18 protein-coding genes and 1 tRNA gene are annotated in these 16,862 nt (G+C 62.2%); 7 read left to right on the top strand and 12 right to left on the bottom strand.

Annotation, left to right across the window (positions count from 1 at the left end; translation table 11 throughout):
• From pilB to AC6H0R_RS01980, 3 genes are all read right to left on the bottom strand, one after another.
• Positions 1-1,719, bottom strand: a complete 1,719-nt coding sequence (gene pilB, locus AC6H0R_RS01990; RefSeq protein WP_497579658.1) for a type IV-A pilus assembly ATPase PilB — start codon at positions 1,717-1,719, stop codon at positions 1-3.
• Between the two features lie 91 nt (positions 1,720-1,810).
• Positions 1,811-3,103, bottom strand: coding sequence for an HlyC/CorC family transporter (locus AC6H0R_RS01985; protein ID WP_497579657.1), 1,293 nt, complete (start codon positions 3,101-3,103; stop codon positions 1,811-1,813).
• 69 nt (positions 3,104-3,172) lie between these two features.
• Positions 3,173-3,991, bottom strand: coding sequence for a cytochrome C assembly family protein (locus AC6H0R_RS01980; RefSeq protein WP_497579656.1), 819 nt, complete (start codon positions 3,989-3,991; stop codon positions 3,173-3,175).
• A 122-nt stretch (positions 3,992-4,113) separates the two neighbouring features.
• Between AC6H0R_RS01980 and ffh the strand changes: the two genes are divergently transcribed.
• The 5 genes from ffh to gloA are packed head-to-tail and all read left to right on the top strand — an operon-like array spanning position 4,114 to position 8,206.
• Positions 4,114-5,472, top strand: coding sequence for a signal recognition particle protein (gene ffh / locus AC6H0R_RS01975; protein ID WP_497579655.1), 1,359 nt, complete (start codon positions 4,114-4,116; stop codon positions 5,470-5,472).
• A 19-nt stretch (positions 5,473-5,491) separates the two neighbouring features.
• A complete protein-coding gene (locus AC6H0R_RS01970) occupies positions 5,492-6,244 on the top strand; it encodes an EI24 domain-containing protein (RefSeq protein ID WP_497579654.1) in 753 nt (250 codons plus the stop codon).
• A gap of 8 nt (positions 6,245-6,252) precedes the next feature.
• Positions 6,253-7,002 carry a competence/damage-inducible protein A gene (locus tag AC6H0R_RS01965; RefSeq protein WP_497579653.1) on the top strand — a complete coding sequence of 250 codons (750 nt, stop codon included), beginning with the start codon at positions 6,253-6,255 and terminating at the stop codon, positions 7,000-7,002.
• Positions 6,999-7,775 (top strand): M48 family metallopeptidase, encoded by a 777-nt coding sequence (locus AC6H0R_RS01960; RefSeq protein WP_497579652.1) that lies wholly within the window; start codon positions 6,999-7,001, stop codon positions 7,773-7,775. The genes AC6H0R_RS01965 and AC6H0R_RS01960 overlap by 4 nt, the downstream gene beginning before the upstream one ends.
• A gap of 14 nt (positions 7,776-7,789) precedes the next feature.
• Positions 7,790-8,206 carry a lactoylglutathione lyase gene (gene gloA, locus AC6H0R_RS01955; RefSeq protein ID WP_497579651.1) on the top strand — a complete coding sequence of 139 codons (417 nt, stop codon included), beginning with the start codon at positions 7,790-7,792 and terminating at the stop codon, positions 8,204-8,206.
• A 9-nt stretch (positions 8,207-8,215) separates the two neighbouring features.
• On the opposite strand, the gene AC6H0R_RS01950 is transcribed toward gloA, so the two are convergent.
• From AC6H0R_RS01950 to rpsU, 6 genes are all read right to left on the bottom strand, one after another.
• Positions 8,216-8,764, bottom strand: coding sequence for a hypothetical protein (locus AC6H0R_RS01950; RefSeq protein ID WP_497579650.1), 549 nt, complete (start codon positions 8,762-8,764; stop codon positions 8,216-8,218).
• Between the two features lie 88 nt (positions 8,765-8,852).
• A tRNA-Ile gene (locus AC6H0R_RS01945) sits at positions 8,853-8,929 on the bottom strand.
• A 38-nt stretch (positions 8,930-8,967) separates the two neighbouring features.
• Entirely contained in the window at positions 8,968-10,986 is a 2,019-nt protein-coding gene (gene rpoD / locus AC6H0R_RS01940; protein ID WP_497579649.1) for an RNA polymerase sigma factor RpoD, read from the bottom strand.
• A 62-nt stretch (positions 10,987-11,048) separates the two neighbouring features.
• Positions 11,049-12,842 (bottom strand): DNA primase, encoded by a 1,794-nt coding sequence (gene dnaG, locus AC6H0R_RS01935; RefSeq protein ID WP_497579648.1) that lies wholly within the window; start codon positions 12,840-12,842, stop codon positions 11,049-11,051.
• Positions 12,843-12,866: 24 nt separating this feature from the next.
• Positions 12,867-13,313 carry a GatB/YqeY domain-containing protein gene (locus AC6H0R_RS01930; RefSeq protein ID WP_497579647.1) on the bottom strand — a complete coding sequence of 149 codons (447 nt, stop codon included), beginning with the start codon at positions 13,311-13,313 and terminating at the stop codon, positions 12,867-12,869.
• A gap of 92 nt (positions 13,314-13,405) precedes the next feature.
• A complete protein-coding gene (rpsU, locus tag AC6H0R_RS01925; protein ID WP_473216645.1) occupies positions 13,406-13,618 on the bottom strand; it encodes a 30S ribosomal protein S21 in 213 nt (70 codons plus the stop codon).
• A gap of 146 nt (positions 13,619-13,764) precedes the next feature.
• Here rpsU and tsaD point away from each other — a divergent pair, with 146 nt between their 5' ends.
• Positions 13,765-14,790, top strand: a complete 1,026-nt coding sequence (tsaD, locus tag AC6H0R_RS01920) for a tRNA (adenosine(37)-N6)-threonylcarbamoyltransferase complex transferase subunit TsaD (RefSeq protein WP_497579646.1) — start codon at positions 13,765-13,767, stop codon at positions 14,788-14,790.
• Position 14,791: 1 nt separating this feature from the next.
• Here the strand turns inward: tsaD and plsY are convergent, their stop codons facing one another.
• Entirely contained in the window at positions 14,792-15,382 is a 591-nt protein-coding gene (gene plsY, locus AC6H0R_RS01915; RefSeq protein WP_497579645.1) for a glycerol-3-phosphate 1-O-acyltransferase PlsY, read from the bottom strand.
• 76 nt (positions 15,383-15,458) lie between these two features.
• Here plsY and AC6H0R_RS01910 point away from each other — a divergent pair, with 76 nt between their 5' ends.
• Positions 15,459-15,827 (top strand): dihydroneopterin aldolase, encoded by a 369-nt coding sequence (locus tag AC6H0R_RS01910; protein ID WP_497579644.1) that lies wholly within the window; start codon positions 15,459-15,461, stop codon positions 15,825-15,827.
• Between the two features lie 71 nt (positions 15,828-15,898).
• Here AC6H0R_RS01910 and AC6H0R_RS01905 read toward each other — a convergent pair whose 3' ends face one another.
• On the bottom strand, positions 15,899-16,261 hold the full coding sequence (locus tag AC6H0R_RS01905) for an H-NS histone family protein (RefSeq protein ID WP_497579643.1): 363 nt from the start codon (positions 16,259-16,261) through the stop codon (positions 15,899-15,901).
• A gap of 95 nt (positions 16,262-16,356) precedes the next feature.
• Positions 16,357-16,854, bottom strand: a complete 498-nt coding sequence (ybaK, locus tag AC6H0R_RS01900; protein ID WP_497579642.1) for a Cys-tRNA(Pro) deacylase — start codon at positions 16,852-16,854, stop codon at positions 16,357-16,359.
• Between the last annotated feature and the right edge of the window lie 8 nt (positions 16,855-16,862).

The following is a 16,862-nucleotide window of genomic DNA, read 5'->3' as shown; positions in this document are numbered from 1 at the left end:
TCAGTCGTTGGTGTTGGCGAGGACTTCCTCGAGCGACGTCATGCCCTGCTTGACCTTCAGCAGGCCGGAGGCCCGCAGGTCGCGCACGCCTTCGGCGCGGGCCTGTTCGGCGATGTCGATCGAATTGCCATTGGTCATGATGATGCGCGCCATCTCGTCGGAAATCGGCATGACCTGATAGATGCCGACACGTCCCTTGTAGCCGGATCCGCTGCATTTTTCGCATCCGACCGGGCCATAGGGCTGCCAACTGCCGTCAATTTCTTCGGCGGAAAAGCCGGCTTGAAGCAGTGCTTCCACCGGGATGTCCATCGGTTTCTTGCATGAGCACAAGCGGCGAGCAAGACGCTGGGCGGTGATCATGATCACCGATGAGGCGATGTTGAACGGTGCGACGCCCATGTTGCGCAAGCGCTCCAGCGTCGTCGGGGCGTCATTGGTATGCAATGTCGACAGCATCAGGTGGCCGGTCTGGGCGGCCTTGATGGAAATTTCGGCGGTTTCCAGGTCGCGGATCTCGCCCACCATGATGATGTCCGGATCCTGGCGCAGGAACGCGCGAAGCGCGCCGGCAAAGGTCAGCCCGGCCTTCTCGTTGATGTTGACCTGATTGATGCCTGCAAGGTTGATTTCGGCAGGGTCTTCTGCCGTCGAGATGTTGGTCCCGGCCGTGTTCAGGATGTTGAGGCAGGTATACAGAGACACCGTCTTGCCCGAGCCGGTCGGGCCGGTAACGAGGATCATGCCGTAGGGGCGCTGAATGGCTTCCATCAGAGCCGCCTTCTGGTCCGGCTCATAGCCGAGCGCTTCAATGCCGAGCATCGCCGACGAAGAGTCGAGGATACGCATCACGATCTTCTCGCCGTGAATGGTCGGCAGGGACGAGACGCGGAAGTCGATCGATTTGTTCTTGGACAGCACAAGCTTCATGCGGCCGTCCTGTGGAACCCGCTTCTCGGAGATGTCGAGGCGGGAGATCACCTTGATGCGCGCGGCAATCTTGTCTTTCAGTACCAACGGAGGTTGTGCAACCTCGCGCAGCATCCCGTCGGTTCGCACCCGGATTCGGTACATTTTCTCGTAGGGCTCGAAGTGGATGTCCGAGGCACCTTCGTTGATGGCGTCGATCAGGATCTTCTGGATGTATCGGACGACCGGTGCGTCATCGACCTCCTGGTTGGCGTCATCGCCTTCGAGGTCTGCGGGCGCCCCGACACCTTCGAGAAGGTCTACATCAAGGCCGTCACCGGTCAGGTCGCGCAGTGTCTGTTCGGTGGACTCGGCCAGTTTATCGACGACCTTGGCCAGTTTTGCCGCTTCCGTGACCACGAGGTCGACCTGCATGCCGCTCTGGAAGCGAATTTCATCCAGCGCGCGCATGTTTGAGGGGTCGGCTGTGGCAATGATCAGGCGGTTCTGGCGTTTGGCCAGCGGAATGACCTGATGCTTGGACAGCAGCTTGCGATCCACGCCCTCGCGCTGGATCGATGCTGCATCGAGCGCCGCGATGTCGAGCAAGGGGTAGCCAAAGGTTTCTGCCGCAAAGCGGGCGGTTTCAATGCCGCTCAGGAGACCGCGCTTGTCGAGTTCGAGGATGAACCCGTTGGGCGTGGTCTTGCCGGCCTCCGCACAGGAAATTGCGTCTGCCTCGGAGACCCGTCCCTGCTGGATCAGTGCTCTCGCGAGGCCACTGAGAGGAGTCTGGGGGTTCGCTGCCATGGGTGCTCGATTCATGCCGACGTCTGATCTTGCCCGCCGTCATTGGCGTTGTAAAGCCCAGCCCTGCTATTCCATCCGAATGTGTGGCGTCCTAGCCATCGCCGTCTGTGGGGCTGGGTGGCGTCGGGCGGAAGATGCGGGCCATGCGTACCATGCGATCTTCAGCCTGCACGACCTCGATTGCCACGCCGTTGATGCGCAGTGACAGGTCTGACTCGGGGATGTCCTGAAGGTGTTCAATGATCAACCCGTTTAAGGTTTTGGGGCCGTCGAGCGGGAGATCAATGCCTAGGCGGCGGTTGAGTTCGCGCAGATTCTGGCTGCCATCTACCAGGGCCGATCCGGCCTCGTCCCAATCGATGCGGACATGGGTTTCCGGCTGACTGGTGGTGAACTTGCCGATGATCTCTTCGATGATGTCGTCAACAGTAACCAGTCCGAGCAGCTCTCCGTATTCGTCGACGACCAACGCCATACGCTGGCGGTTTTCCTGGAAAAACTGCAACTGGGTATAGACGTGCGTATCGGCGGGGATGAAGTACGGTTTTGCTACGAGTTCACGGATTTCGTCCGAATCGAAGCCCGATTCGAGTGCGCGCGAGGCCACTCGGCGCAGGTGCAGTACACCGACGACGCGCTCGTTGTCGCCTTCGAGTACCGGCAGGCGGGTGTGATAGCTGGTGGCGATCTGTCCGCGCAGTACATCGGGGGCTTGCCGCAGATCGAGGCACTCGATCATGCCCCGCGGCGTCATCACATCTTCGACCGTGATGTGCTCCAGGTCGAAGAGATTGATCAGCATGTCGCGGTTCTTTTGCGGGATGTACTGGCCCGATTCGAGCACCATCGAGCGCAATTCCTCGACCGACAGCTTGCTGTCAGCCGCGTCGCCGACCGGTTGCAGTCGTAACAGCTTTAGCAGCCCGGCAACGAAGAGGTTCACGAACCACACCGCCGGGTAGGAAACTTTCAACAGAAAGGTCAGCGGGTAGCTCACCACCAGCGCCAGCCGGTCGGCATGATGAGCGCCGATGACCTTCGGGGTGATTTCGGCGAAGACCAGGATGAAGAAGGTCAGCAGCAGCGTACCCGTTGCGAGCGCCCAGCTTTCCTCTCCGAACAGATGGATGGTGATCACGCTGGCGAGGGTGGCGGCGGCGACGTTTACGAGGTTGTTGAACAGCAGGATCACGCCGAGCAGGCGATCCGTCTTGTTCAGCAGGTCTACTGCGAGTCTGGCGCCGCGGTGCCCCGCGCTGGCGAGGGAGCGCAGGCGGTAGCGGTTCGACGCCATCATGACCGTCTCGGTCATCGAACACATTGCGGAGAGGATGAGCAGGAAAGCGAGCGCCGCGAACTGCACGCCGGAGGAAAAGTTTTGCACTTGGCAGGAATGGGGGAGAAGTCGGCCGAGTATTCAGGCAGGGGTAGAGGGTGTCAAGCGTGCGTGGCGTCAGACCGGCCGGCTGAGCAAGACCTCGATCACGAAGCGGCTGCCGACATAGGCCAGAATCAAGGCGACAAAGCCGGCGAGCGTCCAGCGCAGGGCAACCCGGCCGCGCCAGCCACGCACCTTGCGGCCGATCAGGAGGGTGCCGAAGAGGCCCCAGGAGATAAAGGCAAACAGCGTCTTGTGATCCAGTCTTACAGCCTGACCGAACAGTGATTCGGAAAACAGCACGCCCGAGCCAAGTGTCAGGGTCAGCAAAATGAAGGCGATCCCGATCAGGCGGAACAGCAAGGCCTCCATCGTCATCAGTGGGGGCAGGCTTGCAATGCTGCGGCTGATGCGTCCGCTATGCAGCTGACGCTCGGCTACGGCCATCAGAATGGCGTGGAGTGCCGCCAGCGTGAACAGGCTGTAGGCCAGCATGGCGACGATGAAGTGCGCGCGGAAGGCCGGCGAGTCGACATTCGTCAGGATCTGCTGGCCCGGCAGCAGCAGCGGCATCAGGCTGGCAACCAGGCCGACCGGCAGGGCCAGCGCCTGCAGGCCGTGCAGTGAAGCGTAAAAGGTCTCGATCCAGTAAAAGCAGATTGCCAGCCAGACCATCATCGAGATGGCCGGCCCGAAGCCGAAGCGCATGCTGGTGTCGGCAAACATCGCGGTGTGCAGGGCCAAGCCGTGCACGATGATCGCCAGCAACAGGACGCCACGCACTATCGGCGTCATGGTGCGTGGAGCGGCACCTCCGGTCTGTCCGCGGCGCAGCCATATCGTAAGGGCGCCGTAGAGCGAGGCAGCAAACAGATGAAGTAGAATGGAAGCCATTTCGGGCCGAGTTTACTCCATGGCGCTGACGGCTGGATGACTTTGGCTGCACAGCGCGGCGCGGGTCTTTCGTTCGTAGTTTTTGCGCCCCTCTGGCCGGCCTTCTGCGGAGTTCTGAATTCATGCTGGACAATCTTACCCAACGCCTTTCTCGCGTCGTCAAAACGCTGCGCGGACAGGCCCGTCTGACCGAAGAAAACATCCAGGAGGCCATGCGCGAAGTGCGTATGGCGCTACTGGAGGCCGACGTTGCCTTGCCGGTGGTGAAGGATTTCATCGCGCGGGTGCGTGAGAAGGCCGTCGGGCAGGAGGTCGTCGGATCGCTCACGCCGGGTCAGGCGCTGGTCGGTGTCGTGCACGACGAGCTGACGGCCTTGATGGGCGGGGCTCACGTTGGTTTGAATCTGGCCACGCAGCCTCCGGCGGTCATCCTCATGGCCGGTCTGCAGGGTGCGGGCAAAACCACGACGACCGGCAAGCTCGGCAAGTTGCTCGTCGAGCGCATGAAGAAGAAGGTGCTGGCCGTTTCGGCGGACGTGTATCGCCCGGCGGCCATCGAGCAGCTCAAGACCGTGTCGGCGCAGGCCGGAATCGACTTCTTCCCGTCCTCGTCCGAGCAGAAGCCGGTGGATATCGCGCTCGCCGCGCTCGATTACGCCCGCCGTCATTACTACGACGTAGTGCTGCTCGATACCGCGGGTCGTCTGGCGATCGACGAAGCCATGATGGCCGAGATCCGCGCGTTGCATGCGGCCGCAAAGCCGATCGAAACCTTGTTCGTGGTCGATGCGATGCTCGGCCAGGATGCCGTGAACACCGCGCGCGCCTTCAACGAAGCGCTGCCGCTGACTGGCGTGGTGTTGACCAAGCTCGACGGTGATTCGCGCGGTGGTGCGGCGCTGTCGGTGCGCCATGTCACCGGCAAGCCGCTCAAGTTTGCGGGTGTCGGCGAGAAGCTCAGCGGGCTCGAGGAGTTCCATCCGCAGCGCATGGCCAGCCGTATCCTCGGCATGGGCGACATCCTCGGGCTGGTCGAAGAGGCGCGTCGTGGCGTTGATGAAGATGAAGCGCGCGCCCTGGCGCAGAAGCTCAAGACCGGCAAAGGCTTCGATCTGGAAGACTTCAAGGCGCAGATCGGTCAGATGCGCAAGATGGGTGGCCTGAGTTCCATGATGGACAAGCTGCCGGCCCAGTTCGCAGCCGCGGCCGGCAAGATGCAGGGCGGGGCCGAGGACAAGTCGATCGGACGTATCGAAGGCATCATCAACTCGATGACTCCTCAAGAGCGTTCCAAGCCCGAGATCCTGAAGGCCAGCCGCAAGCGCCGGATTGCCGCGGGCGCCGGCGTGCCGGTGCAGGAGGTCAACCGGCTGCTCAAACAATTCGAGCAAACCCAGAAGATGATGAAGCAGTTTTCCAAGGGTGGAATGGCCAAGATGATGCGCAACATGAAGGGCATGCTGCCCGGCATGATGCGCTGAGGCCGGCATGGGCGAGGTCATGACCGCTTTCGGACGTGCGCTGCGCAGCCTGCGTGCGCCCGGCATGTTGTGGCATATGATCTGGCCGGCGCTGGTGGCGCTGGTGCTGTGGGTCGTCGGTGCGATCTTTTCGTGGTCGGTGCTGGTAGGCGCTGCGATTGAATGGATCGAGGGCTGGCCGTTCGCGGGCGAGTGGGTGCAAACCTCCGAGATCGCAGCGGCCACCGCGCTGGTGCTGGTCAAGATCGCACTGGTGCTGGCCATGCTGCCGCTGATCTACCTGACTGCGGCTTTCCTGGTGGCCGTGTTTGCGTTGCCGATGATGATCGAGCGGGTTTCGCGCGATGAATACGCCGCGCTGGAGTCCCGGCGCGGCGGCAGCAACCTTGGCAGCCTTGCAAATACCGTCTGGGTGAGTGCGCTGTTTCTGCTGTGGTTGGTGCTGAGCCTGCCGCTGTGGTTGATTCCGGGGGCTGGTCTGCTGGTGTCGATCGGCCTTACCGCCTGGCTCAACGCGAGCTCTTTCGGGTATGACGCCTTGATGCAGCACGCCGACCGCGAGGAACTCAAGGCGCTGCCGCGAGCGCGCCGCGAGCGCATGTTGCTGCTCGGCGGGGTCTGTGCCTTGCTGGCGCATGTGCCTTTCGTAAACCTCGTCGCGCCGGCCTTCAGCGCGCTGGCTTTCGTGCATTTCATGCTTGGCGCGTTGGCACGCGAGCGTGAAGTGCGTGGCGTCACCATCATCGATCCGCCGGTGGCGGAGCGTACTTAAGGGCAGACATGGCGTTCGGCGCGCTCATCATCGGCGATGAAATCCTGTCTGGGCGACGTGCCGACAAGCATCTCGCCAAGCTCATCGAACTGCTCGGAGCGCGCGGGCTGCAGTTGTCCTGGGCGCGCTATGCGGGAGATGACGCGGGTCGATTGATCAACACCCTGCGGGAAACCTTCGCTACCGGAGACGTGGTCTTCAGCTTCGGTGGCATCGGCGCGACGCCCGATGATCGTACGCGGCAGTCCGCCGCGGCCGCACTGGGTCTCGAGATTGCCCTGCATCCGCAGGCCGAGGCCGCGATCCGCGAACGCTTCGGCGATCAGATCACGCCGCACCGTTTGCAGATGGGCGTGTTTCCGGTCGGGGCTGAGATCATTCCGAACCCGTTCAACAACATTCCGGGCTTCTCCATCGCCGATCACTACTTCGTGCCGGGTTTTCCGGTCATGGCCTGGCCGATGATCGAGTGGGTGCTCGACGAACGCTTTGCCCACCTGCATCACGCGGCGGATTACATCGAGCGGGCCATTCTCGTGCTCGACGCTCACGAAGGTGGTCTGGTCGACCTGATGGAGCGCATTACGGCCGATTACCCACGGGCGAGCCTGTTCAGTCTGCCAACGGTGGCGTTGGCCGGTGAGCGCCGCTCGGTCGAGTTGGGTATGAAGGGGCCGGCGGCGGATGTTGCCGCCGCCATGAGCGAGATCGAGGCCGAAGTCAGCGCTCGCGGCCTTGAGTGGCAGGCGAAGGCATGATCGGCTTGTTGCGGCGCTTGCGCTCGCGACTGCCGGCCTCCGAGTTGCGCACGATCGAGTTGGATGGGCGCGAGGTGTCTTACGAGCTGCGTCGTTCCGCGCGGCGTACCTTGAGCATGCGGCTCGACATGTCCGGCCTGCGCGTATCGGCGCCATTGACGGCCTCGACTGTCGAGGCCGAGCGCTTTGTATTGCAGCATCGCGATTGGCTGTTGAAGCGGTTTTCAGAGCGCGAAGAGGCGCTTGCCGTGCAGTCTTTCGCTGCCGTCGATGGCGCGCGCTTCCCGCTGTTTGGTAAGGAATGTGTGCTGCGCGTCGGCGCTGCGTCCGCCCGCAGTCGCTGGGAAATGAACGACGGCGGTGACGTGCTGAAGGTTGGAGGGGCCGATCCGGCGGGGGCCATGGTCCGGGCAATGGGCAGAAGGGCGTTGCCGCATTACGCTGCGCGTGTCGCGGAACACTGTCGCCGCCTGGGGGTCCCAGTGCCAGCGGTGCGCCTCACCTCGGCGCGCACGCGTTGGGGAAGTTGCAGCGCCCGCAGCGGGATCCGCCTGCACTGGAGATTGCTGCATCTGCCCCCAGAGCTGATCGATTACGTGGTGGCGCATGAAGTGGCGCATCTCGTTGAAATGAACCATTCGCCGCGTTTCTGGAAAGTCGTCGAAACGCTGCATCCCGACTGGCAGGCGTCGCGTCGCCAACTGCATGTGCTGGCGCGCACCTTGCCGATCATTCAACCCGGCATGGGGGCTGCCCCGCAGGCCGAAGACTGACAGGAGTTCCATCCATGCGACTTCTTCACACCATGTTGCGCGTCGGCGATCTGGATCGTTCCGTCGGCTTTTACACCAATGTGCTCGGCATGAAGCTGCTGCGCACTTCCGAGAACCCCGAGTACAAGTACTCGCTGGCCTTTGTCGGCTTTGGCAGTGGGAACCCGGAGCAGGCCGAGATCGAGCTGACCTACAACTGGGGACAGAGCGAGTACGACCTGGGCACGGCCTATGGTCACATTGCGCTCGGGGTGGAGGACATCCATGCCACCTGTGAGCGCATTCGTTCCGCTGGCGGCAACATCACGCGAGAACCCGGTCCGGTAAAGGGCGGTTCCACCGTGATTGCCTTCATCACCGATCCGGACGGTTACAAGATCGAGCTGATCGAGCGCAAGGACGACCGGCAAAGCGGGCAGGGGTTGCGCTAGGAATCCGGCTCAAGCGCTCGGCTGCATGACGGGGTCGGGTGCCTTCTGCGTATTGCTGGTGGCTGGTGTGGCGTTGCGCCCCTCGGCCTTGCCCCATTTGATCCAGTGCAGCGTTGCCATGCGGCAATCGCCGTCATAGGCGTTGGCGACGTCCGGGTAGCGTTCCAGATAGGTCTTGACGTCAAAGTCCGGGGCACTCTGACGGCACTCGTCCTGGTGCGTCAGCCAGTACTGCTCGATCAGTGCTGGTTCTCCGCGCATCTCGTCGAGCACGTCCGGGTTGCGCGCAACGAAGAATTCGCGGTCGAACACTCCGGAGGTGAGCAGTTGCTGCTCGTCCAGCCCGTGCCGTGCCTCGACGTCCATGGCCAATTGCGGGAATTGTTCAACGAACAGCTTGGGCTTGTTCATTGCCAGCCAGACCAGTTCGGCCCGCGCGATGCGATTGGTCAGCGGTTCGCCGCGCATGTCGGGCTTTTCGTCGATCAGGGTGTGGTGAATGGTGACGGCGCCGACCAGTGCCGGCAGCAACAGGATTCCGATCAGAAAGTTCTTCATGCAGGCTTCAACCCGGGGTTGTGGATTGCGTGGATTGTAAGTGCGTCGGACGGCGCAGTGCGGCCGTGCGGGGAGAAAATCCGGGGGGTGGTGGGCCGTGCAGGACTTGAACCTGCGACCAAGCGATTATGAGTCGCCTGCTCTGACCAACTGAGCTAACGGCCCCGGGTGAAAAAACGCCGCCCGGTCGGGCGGCGTCTGGATCAGCTGTCGCTGTCGAGGAAGCTGCGCAGCCGTTCCGAGCGGCTCGGGTGACGCAGCTTGCGCAGGGCCTTGGCTTCGATCTGACGGATGCGCTCGCGCGTGACGTCAAACTGCTTGCCGACCTCCTCCAGCGTGTGGTCGGTGTTCATCTCGATGCCGAAGCGCATACGCAGTACCTTGGCTTCGCGCACGGTGAGCGAATCCAGGATGTCGGCGGTTGCTTCGCGCAGGCTCGAAACCATCGCCGCATCGGCCGGAGCCAGCGTGGCGGTGTCCTCGATGAAGTCGCCAAGATGAGAATCGTCGTCGTCGCCGATCGGCGTTTCCATCGAGATAGGCTCCTTGGAGATCTTCATGATCTTGCGGATCTTCTCCTCGGGCATCTCCATCTTCTCGGCCAGCGTTGCCGGATCGGGCTCAAGGCCGGTTTCCTGCAGGATCTGACGCGAGATGCGATTCATCTTGTTGATGGTCTCGATCATGTGCACCGGGATACGGATGGTGCGCGCCTGGTCGGCGATCGAGCGCGTGATGGCCTGGCGGATCCACCACGTGGCATAGGTCGAGAACTTGTAGCCGCGACGGTATTCGAACTTGTCCACCGCCTTCATCAGGCCGATGTTGCCTTCCTGGATCAGGTCGAGGAACTGCAGACCGCGGTTGGTGTACTTCTTGGCAATCGAGATCACCAGACGCAGGTTGGCCTCGGTCATTTCGCGTTTGGCGCGGCGCATCTTGGCTTCGCCGGTGGACATCTGACGGTTGATGTCCTTGATGTCACGCAGGGAAATCCCGGTGCTCTCCTGCATGTCGATGAGCTTTTGTTGCTCTTCGAGCACGGCGGGGTGCACGCGCATCAGCCCTTCGGCGTGGCTCTTGGCAACGCCAATTTCGCCTTTCAGCCAGTCCAGATCGGTTTCGTGACCAGGGAAAGTCTTGATGAAGTGCTGGCGCGACATCCCGGCCCGGTCGACGCACAGACGCAGGATCTGACGTTCATGCGTACGCACCTGATCCACCATGCGGCGTACCGAATCGCACAGGCGCTCGATGGTCTTGGCAGTGAAGCGGATGGTCAGCAGGATGTCCGAAATCTGCTGCTGCAGCGCTTCGTACTCCTTGGTCTTGCCCTTGCCGGCGGCCAAAATCTTTTGCTGGCGCTCGTGAATCTCGCGAATGGCCTCGAAGCGCTCCAGTGAATCGAGCTTCAGCTTCAGCAGGTTTGCGGCATTCGCGCTGGCTTCCTTCTCGGCGGCGGTTTCCTCGTCGTCCTCGTCGTCGGAATCGCCATCGTCCGAGTCGTTGTCGTCCGAATCATTGTCGTCCGAGTCGTCGCTGTCGTTGGAGTCGTCGCTGTCGTCTTCTTCCTCTGCGGCAGACTCGTCCTCGCCGGAGTGAGGTTCGACCAGCCCGTCGATGAGCTCGTCGATGCGCATCTCTTCCTTCTCGATGCGCGTGGCGGCGTCCAGCATCTCGACGATCGTGCTGGGGCAGGCGGAGATCGCCAGCACCATGTGCTTGAGGCCTTCCTCGATGCGCTTGGCAATCTCGATTTCGCCTTCACGCGTCAGCAGCTCGACCGTGCCCATTTCACGCATGTACATGCGGACCGGGTCGGTCGTGCGGCCGAATTCGGAGTCCACCGAGGACAGCGCCTGCTCGGCTTCCTCTTCAGCCGTGTCTTCGTCGACCGAGGTCGGAACGTTGTCGGACATCAGCAGATCTTCGGCGGCCGGAGCCTCGTCGAACACCTGGATGCCCATGTTGTTGAAGGTGCCGATGATGCCTTCGATCTGCTCTGCGTCGGCGACGTCATCGGGCAGATGGTCGCTGATCTCCGCGTAGGTCAGATAGCCGCGCTCCTTGCCCAGGGCAATCAGCGCCTTGAGCTGGGTGCGGCGAACTTCCGGGTCGAGCGCGGCCACGGCGGCAGCGTTGCTTTCGACCGTAGCCTCGACTTTCTTCCTGGCTCGGGGGGTGCGTCCCTTGGGAGAACCCTTGGAATTTTCGCGGGCCATGGCACTCCTTGAATCGCGGTTGGATGGTTTGAAGGAAACCGTTAATTATAGAACAAAAGTTGTCATTTGCCCGGACTGCGGCTTCGGTGTTTTTCGGCGATCAGCTCGGCCAGGCGTCTTCTGTCGCCTGTGTCGAGTCCCTGTTCGCGCTCCCGGGCGGTCAGCGCCAGAATTTCCTGCTCGATGTTGCGTGTCGCCAGGCTGTCGAGCGTGTCGTCGAACATCCGCTCGATCACCGCTTCATCGTAGTCCGCGCCAACCAGCTCCGCGGCGGTTGCGGCCAGCACCTCGTAATGCGGCATGTCGCGAAAGTGCTCGACAACTTGCGCCAGTCCACCGCCAGTTTCGAGCTCGCCGATGCTGACGGCGTCGCACAGGGCCGTCAGTGCGAGTCCTTGCGGTTCGTCGTGCGGGACCAGGTCCACCGGAATGCGCGCAATCCAGGCCGGATGCTGCAGTACCAGCCGCAGCAGGGTCGCCGCCGGGGTGGTGGGAGGGCGGCGAGTCCCGCGTGACGGTCGGGCGTTGCGTGACGGGCGCCGGTCCGGGCTGTTTCGTCCCGAGGTGCCGCGTGCGGCGGGTATGCCCCAGGCTTGTTCGACCTCGTTCTGGTTCAAGCCGCCAGCCTCTGCTACGGCCTTGATCAGTTGCAACTTGAGGAGTGGCGCGGCGATGCGATTCACCAGCGGGCCGGCCTCGTGCACCAGGCGCGCCCGGCCCTCGGCGGTTTCGAGGTCGCAGTCTGCCGTCATCTCGTTCATCAGGAAGGTCGCCAGCGGCATCGCGTTGCGGGCGGCGGTACGCAGCGCATCAGGGCCTTGAGCGCGCACGAAGGAGTCCGGATCGTGCTCTTCTGGCAGGAAGAGAAAGGCCAGGGTCGCATCGTCACGCAAGGCTTCGAGCGAGTTCTCGAGCGCGCGGCGTGCGGCTTTGCGGCCAGCCTTGTCGCCATCGAAGCAGAACACGATGCGGTCTGCGTAGCGCAGCAAGGACTGAATGTGATGCGGTGTGGTGGCCGTGCCGAGCGTAGCGACGGCATTGCAGATGCCGAACTGCGCCAGGGCGACAACATCCATGTAGCCCTCGACGACCAGCGCGAAGCGATCGTCGCGGATTGCCTGCATGGCCTGACGGATACCGTAGAGTTCGCGGCCCTTCTCGAACAGGGGGGTCTCGGGCGAATTCAGGTACTTGGGTTCGCCCGAATCCAGCACGCGTCCGCCAAACGCGATTACGCGTCCGCGTCGATCCTGGATCGGGAACATGATGCGCTCCCGAAAACGGTCGTAGCGCCGCCCCTGTTCATTGACGATGACCAGGCCAGCGTCGAGCAGGATCTTGTCCTGGTAGTTCGGGAACACGGCTTCGAGTCCCTGCCAGCCGGTTGGTGCGAAGCCGATGCCGAAGCGGGCGGCGACTTCGCCGGTCAGTCCGCGCCGCTTGAGATACTCGATCGCCTGCGGGCTGGCCTTGAGCTGGTCCCGGTAGAACTGGGTGGCCTTGTCCATCGCGGTGAGGAGGGCTTCGTGTTCACCCGCGCGCTGTGCTTGCGACGGGTCGGCCTGTTCCTGCGGTACCTCCATGCCGACCTGTTGCGCGAGGTCGCGTACGGCCTCAACGAAGGACAGACCGTTGTACTCCATCAGGAATCCAATCGCGTTGCCGTGCACGCCGCAGCCGAAGCAGTGATAGAACTGCTTGCTGGGGCTGATCGAGAACGAGGGCGTTTTCTCCCCGTGAAAGGGGCAGCAGGCGAAGTAGTTGATCCCGCCCTTCTTGAGCGGGAGATAGCGCTCGATGACGTCGACGATGTCGACCCTGGCGAGCAGGTCCTGGATGAAGGAGCGCGGAATCATGTTGCGCGCCGGCGCCGGCCGGCGTCAGCCGGCCAGTTGGGCGCGCACGCGGCGCGAGACTTCGGACATGTCGGCGCGGCCGGCCAGCTGCGTTTTCAGCAGGCCCATGACCTTGCCCATGTCGGCTGCACCGCTCGCGCCGGTCTCGGCGATGGCGGTCTGGATTGCGGCGCTGAGCTCGCTCTCATCGAGAGCGGCGGGAAGATAGGCTGACAGCACTTCGATCTCGAAGCGCTCGGCGGCAGCGAGTTCGGCGCGATCGGCCTTGTCATACTGCTCAGCTGCGTCGCGGCGCTGCTTGACCAGCTTTTCGACGACCGTCATTACGCCGGCGTCGTCCAGCTCGATGCGCTCGTCCACTTCGCGCTGCTTGATTGCGGCGAGCAGCAAACGAACAGCCGACAGGCGCGCCGTATCGCGGGCACGCATGGCGGCTTTCATGTCATCCTGGACTTGTGTCTTGAGCGACATGCCTGAAACTCCGTTGGCCTGAACGAAAAAACCACGCCGGCGCGACCTGAGGGCCGCCCCGGCGTGGGTGTCTGTTCGAGAGGAAGCTTCGATCAGTACAGTTTCGGCGGCAGCATCTGGCTGCGCAGGCGCTTGTGATTGCGCTTCACCGCGGCGGCAAGCTTGCGCTTGCGCTCGGCAGTCGGCTTCTCGTAGAACTCGCGCGAACGCAGCTCGGTCAGCAAACCGGTCTTTTCGATGGTGCGCTTGAAGCGGCGAATCGCAACTTCAAACGGCTCGTTTTCCTTGACGCGAATACCCGGCATGAACGGACGTCCTTGTGTGTCTGGTGCAGAAAGGCGCGAATTATAACGGGGCAAAAGGTCGGAGCGCAAGGGTGTCGACGTCTGTCGTGTGGAGTGCGCGTGTCATCCGCGCTAGACTGCGCACCTTTTCGCCAACGGCTTGATTCATGAACGTTCTCGGCATCGAAAGCTCCTGCGACGAAACCGGCGTAGCCGTATACGACACCGCTGCCGGCCTGCGTTCGCATCTCGTGCACAGTCAGGTTGACCTGCATGCGGCCTACGGCGGCGTCGTGCCTGAGCTGGCCTCGCGTGACCATATCCGTTTGCTGCCGGTGCTGGTGCGGCAGGCCCTCGATGCGGCCGGATGCGCGACGGGCGACCTGGATGCCGTGGCCTACACGGCGGGTCCAGGGCTGGCCGGCGCGTTGTTGGTCGGTGCAAGCTTTGCTCAGTCATATGCAATGACGCTGGGCATTCCGGCCTTGCCCATCCACCACCTTGAGGGTCATTTGCTCTCACCGTTGCTGTCAGCTGATCCGCCGGAGTTTCCGTTCATTGCGCTGCTGGTGTCGGGCGGTCATACCCAGCTGATGCATGTGGCCGGAGTCGGTGAATACACCTTGCTCGGTGAGACGCTGGACGATGCGGCAGGCGAGGCTTTCGACAAGACCGCCAAACTCATGGGGCTGGGGTATCCGGGCGGACCGCAGCTTGCTGCGTTGGCCGGCCAGGGTGTGCCCGGACGCTTTGCTCTGCCGCGCCCGATGCTGCGCTCGGCTGATCTCGATTTCAGCTTCTCCGGGCTGAAAACGGCGGTGCTGCACGTAGTGGGTGCTGCGGGCTGGAATTCTGACGACGCAGCAGATCTGGCTGCTGATTTTCAGGATGCGGTCGTTGACGTGTTATGCGCAAAGGCACTCAAGGCGCTCAAGCAGACCGGGGTCGGGCGTCTGGTGGTTGCCGGCGGAGTGGGTGCGAATCACAAGCTGCGAGCGGTACTTTCGGAGACTGCAGCAAGGCGCGGCTGGAAGGTGTACTACCCGGAGCCGGCCTTGTGCACCGACAACGGCGCGATGATTGCTTTTGCCGGAGCCCTCAGGCTGTCGGGCGGGCAGCGTCCGGCGTCCGGTGTGGCTGTAGGGGTGCGTCCACGCTGGCCATTGTGGGAACTGACCCGGCCGGCGGCTTGATTTACTTCTTCGATCCGATCCTTGATTCGGTGCCGTTCTTCAGGCGTCGGATGTTCTCGGCGTGACGCCATACCAGCGTTGCCGTCATCGCCATCAGCACGCCAATCACCAAGGCATCATCCATTAGCAGAAAGCCCGTGAATGGTGCCGAAGCCGCGGCCGCCAGTGCCGCAGCTGATGAATAGCGGGTGCCGCCCGCGACGGCGACCCAGACCAGCAGTGCCACGCCGGCTATCGGCAGGCTGATGCCTGCGAGCACTCCCAGCGCAGTGGCTACGCCCTTGCCGCCCTTGAAGCGCAGGAATACGCTGAATACGTGGCCAAAAAACGCGGCCAGTCCGGCCAGCGCCGCAGCGCCCGGTTCGAAGCCGAGTGCGGTTGCGGCGCAGACGACTACCCAGCCCTTGAGGCAATCGCCCAGCAGCGTGACCGCCGCCGCGGCTTTGTTGCCACTGCGCAGTACGTTGGTCGCCCCCGGGTTGCCGGAGCCGTAGCTGCGCGGGTCGGCCAGGCCGAACAGGCGTGACGAAACAACAGCGAACGGGATTGATCCGATCAGGTAGGCTGAGATGACAAGAATGAGCAGGTTCATGAGTGGCTTGGTTTGAGCGGGCGGTGTGGCGTCGCATTCCGGGCTAGAATCGGCGCGATTCTAATCGGAAAAAAGCATGGACTTCATATTCATTGAGGAGTTACGGGTGCAGGCGTGGGTGGGTATCTACCCGCGCGAAAAGGCTGCGCCGCAGATGCTCGAACTCAATCTGACCTTTGGTGTGCCCGATGCGGCGGCCGAGCATGACGACATCAGCGACACCATTGACTACGCCGAAGTGGTTGCACGCATCCGCAGCGAGTTGCAGCAGCGTCATTTCAATCTGATCGAGACGCTTGGCGAATTTGTCGTGAAGTTGCTGTTCGACGAATTCGGTGCGCCTTGGGTCAAGCTGCGCATTGCCAAAATCGGCGTGATGAAGGATGTGCGCCGTGTCGGTGTTTTCATCCAGCGCGGCCGCAGCGGAAATTCACTGCCGGAATAAGCGTGTGTCAGATGGACAAGAGGCCATTTTCGCAGATGCGGAAATGGCCTCTTTGCACTCAAGGACCGGGCTCAGCCTTTTGCCAGTGCGTCGAGCGGCTTGCCGGCAGCCAGCCAGTCCAGCACCCACTGCGGGCGACGACCGTGGCCGCTCCAGCCCTGGGCCGTATTGGCCGGGTTGCGGTACTTGACCGGCAGCTTGCCACCCGTTTTCTTGGCGCCAGCGGTTTTCTTCTTGGCAGGGCCGCGCGTGCGCGTCGGCGCCATGCCGGCTTCCTTCATGATGTCGTCCAGCGATACGCCTTTCTGGTCGGCAAGCTTCTTGATCTCTTTGAGCAGCTCACGTTTGGCAGAGTCGTTGCGCTTGGCGATTTCCTTTGCAACCTGAGTCTGGAGTTTGTTCAATTCCGGAAGGGTCATCGACGACAGATTCATGGTTCATCCTTTTAGGTGAATGCAAAAAACATGGAAACCCGCCATTGCGGATTGCTGCACTGCGATTCTGCCACCAGTCAATTGAAATTCAAAGCTTATTCATTTTTATGTCCCGCTTCGACAAGTTGTGGACTCAATGCATTCAGCACATCGTGCGGGTGAATGCCAACGAGGAATCCGCGTCGGCCGCCATTGATATAGATGAGCGGCAGATCAAGAATGCTTCTCTCCATGAAGACCGGCATGGAGCGCTTTGTCGCAAACGGTGAGGTGCCGCCCACCAGGTAGCCGGAGTGACGGTTAGCAACGGCTGGCTGGCAGATTTCGATGCGTTTTCGGCCACTCTGGCGCGCCAGCTCCTTGGTGGATACCTGCATGTCGCCATGCATCAGGACAATCAGTGGATGGGCGTTTTCATCCTGCATGATCAGGGTCTTCACTACAGCATGCTCGGCCACATTCAGTGCGCGTGCCGATACTGCTGTGCCGCCGTGTTCCTCATATTCATACAAATGAGTGGAATGGGCGATGCGATGTTGGCGCAAGTATCTGGTTGCCGGCGTTTCGGGGGCGTTTCGGTCGTTTTTGCTCATGAGGAATG

Source organism: Pseudazoarcus sp. NS36, assembly GCF_059703705.1.
This window is presented reverse-complemented; position numbering and strand designations above follow the sequence as displayed.